Below are 3,103 nucleotides of genomic sequence, written 5' to 3'. Positions count from 1 at the left end.
CAATGGCGCGCACGATATTGGTCTGCGGCGCGTTGCCGTCGTGAACGTTGGCGACATCGCGAATATAGATCGTGGTTCCGTTCACCACCTTGATCGGCAGGTCGCCCAGGTCGGCGATCGCCGATGGCGCATTGTTGAGTTGCAGGGTGTATTCGAACGCACCGATTTTCTGCGTGCCCACGGGCGTGATCAGGTTCTGCGCCGCCAGTGCGTTCGCCACGTCCTGCGCGGACAAGCCGCGCGCCTGCAACGCGGACGAATCGAGGTCGATCTGCACCTGGCGCGACTTGCCGCCGAACGGGTACGGAATCGCCGCGCCGGGCACCGTCACCAGGCGCGTACGCACCGTGTTCAGGCCGAGATCGGCGAGGTTCTGCTCGGACAGGCCCTTGCCTGACAGCGCGAGCTGCAGGATCGGCACCGTCGACGCGTTGTAGTTGATGATCAGCGGCGGCGTCGTGCCACCCGGCATCTGCTTGACCACGGTCTGCGCTACCGCGCTGACCTGCGCGTTCGCGGTTGCCACGTCGACACCGGGCTGGAAGAAGATCTTCACGATGCCGAAGCCGGCATAGGAATTGGCGGCGATGTGCTCGATGTCGTTGACCGTGGTGGTCAGCGCGCGCTGGAACGGGGTCGTGATACGGCCGGCCATCTGGTCCGGCGGCAGGCCGGTATAGCCCCAGATCACGCCGATCACCGGGATGCGGATCTCGGGGAAGATGTCGGTCGGAGTCCGTAGCGCGGCCAAGGGGCCGACGATCAGTAGCAGCAAAGCGAGCACGACAAAGGTGTAGGGCCGGCTCAGGGCAATGCGTACTAGTGCGATCATGAACAGGCAGCCCTCGATGCGTTAACGAAATGTGGCAAGGCGAACACTTCAACCGCGATCCGATCAACCGGACCTCGCGGCCGCAAACGACCTGAACGCCAACCAGCCCGCATCCACCCCGGAACCTAATCCGTTCAACGGTGGCGGTGTTAAAATTCGGTTGCTCACAGGCGACAAGCTTCTTGCGGTGCAACAACTACCTGACCTGCGTCAAATAGCCAATGACCGACGGCTCACGGCGGTTCACTTCCGCGATATTTTATCTGGATGGACGGGTACCGTGACCGACAAACAACAATTTCCGCCGAAAGTAACAATCGCAACGACATGAACTATTTGTAATGCGCGTGTGGTGCGTCCGGTATAGCCAGTTGAGGTGCCGCCGTTCCCAACGGACCTCCGCCGGAGACGTCAGCGGCCAGGACTACGCGGCGCGCACCGCGTCGAGGAACCTGCTGACTTCGACCTTGAGGCGGCTGCTGTCGCTCGACAGCGATTGCGCGGCGGATAGAACCTGCGAGGAGGCCGAGCCGGTTTCCGATGCGCCGCGCTGCACGTCGCTGATATTCGAGGAGACCTGCATCGTGCCCTGGGCGGCCTGCTGAACGTTGCGCGAAATTTCCTGGGTCGCCGCGCCCTGCTCTTCGACCGCCGCGGCGATGGTCGAGGCGATCTCAGACATCCGGCCGATGGTGTCGCCAATGTCCTTGATGGCACCGACCGAATCCCGGGTCGCGGCCTGGATGTCGGAGATCTGTGCCGAAATCTCGCCGGTTGCCCGGGCGGTCTGTTCGGCCAGCGCCTTCACTTCCGACGCCACCACGGCAAAGCCGCGGCCGGCTTCTCCCGCGCGCGCAGCCTCGATGGTCGCGTTGAGCGCCAGTAGATTGGTCTGGCTTGCGATCTTGTTGATCAGTTCAACCACATCGCCGATGCGCGCGGCCGCCTTGGCGAGCTCACCCACGCGTTCATTGGTCCTGCGCGCCTGCTCGACGGCCTGATCGGCGATGGTCGAGGAGTCCTGAACCTGCCGGCTGATCTCGTTGACCGACGAGGCCATCTCTTCGGTCGCCGAGGCCACCGACTGAACGTTGGTGGACGCTTCTTCCGACGCCGCCGCGACCACGGTGGCGAGCTGCTGCGCGCGCTCGGCCGTGGCGGACAGGGTGTTGGCGGACTCTTCGAGCTGGGTGGAAGCCGACGAAACCGTCTCGACAATCTCGCCGATCATGGCTTCGAAATCGCGGGTGATGCCATCGACGCGACGGCCGCGTTCGATCTTGGCATCGGCATCGATAATCGCGGCGGCATCTGCCGCTTTCTTGTCGATCAATGCCTGCTTGAAAATCTGCAACGTATCGGCCATCACCCCGATCTCGGTCTTCATGCCCTGATGCGGCACCATGGCGGTCAGATCGCCGGCGCCCAGCGTCTGCATCGGCGTCACGATCGAGGCGATTCCCCGGGAGACATCGCGCACCAGAAAGATCGCGAGGCCGGTTCCGATCACGATGGAGAGCGCGAGAGCCACGGCCATCAGCATGAACGCGGCGTTGTAAGTATCCGTAGCAGCCTTTCCGGCCGTATCGGCGCCGCTATCATTGAGCGCGATGTCCCTGTTCAGAATAGCGTCGCCCTGCTGTCCGAACGGGTGAGCCTCGTTTTCGTTCAGATCGATGGCCTCATCCGCGTTACGGCCGATATCCCTGCGCGACAGCGTCAATACCTTCTGGGATGCGATCTGATACAGGTCCCACTGCTTGATCCAGGATTCGTAAAGCTCGCGCTCCTCAGTCGAGGTAATGTATTTTTCGTAGATCCGTCGGATCTTGTTGTTGTCATCCAGGATCAATGCAATCCGCTTCTCCGCGGCCGACTTGCCTTCCGCCGTCTTCAGCAGCAGGTGGGCCCGAATAGCGCTGCGGTAGGAGTACACCCCGGTCTTCAGCGCGCTCAGCGAACGCACGCTCGGCAGCCAGTTGGTCTGGATATCGGTAGCGTTGGCGTTGATGGCCCGCATCTGATTGACCGCGGACAATCCGATCACGGTCAAGACAATCAACAGGAACGAGACCACGATCGTGATCTTGGCACGGATGGACAGGCTGGCTAGCATGACGAAACGTCCCTTCTAGAGCGGGATGATGTTTGGCTGAATCGATTGGGGGATTCCCAAATCAGGCGGTTTCTGATTCAAGCTTGATGCTGGAATTGGAGGCCAGCAGGGATGGCACGACCCCTGTCGATGGATTTGCGCGAGCGGGCGATAGC

2 protein-coding genes are annotated in these 3,103 nt (G+C 61.9%); both read right to left on the bottom strand.

The genetic code is table 11. The features are described 5' to 3' along the window. A partial coding sequence (locus Q0S16_RS17460) for an efflux RND transporter permease subunit (RefSeq protein ID WP_295850588.1) occupies positions 1–832 on the bottom strand: 832 nt, incomplete at its 3' end. Between the two features lie 424 nt (positions 833–1,256). Next, positions 1,257–2,948 (bottom strand): methyl-accepting chemotaxis protein, encoded by a 1,692-nt coding sequence (locus tag Q0S16_RS17455; protein WP_295850585.1) that lies wholly within the window; start codon positions 2,946–2,948, stop codon positions 1,257–1,259. Between the last annotated feature and the right edge of the window lie 155 nt (positions 2,949–3,103).

The organism is Tardiphaga sp., from assembly GCF_025356345.1.
Classification (GTDB): Bacteria; Pseudomonadota; Alphaproteobacteria; order Rhizobiales; family Xanthobacteraceae; genus Tardiphaga.
This window is presented reverse-complemented; position numbering and strand designations above follow the sequence as displayed.

What these genes read in the sequence shown, in the direction of transcription:
- Q0S16_RS17455 (WP_295850585.1), bottom strand. Translation starts at nt 2,948, where the DNA reads ATGCTAGCCAGCCTGTCCATCCGTGCCAAGATCACGATCGTGGTCTCG.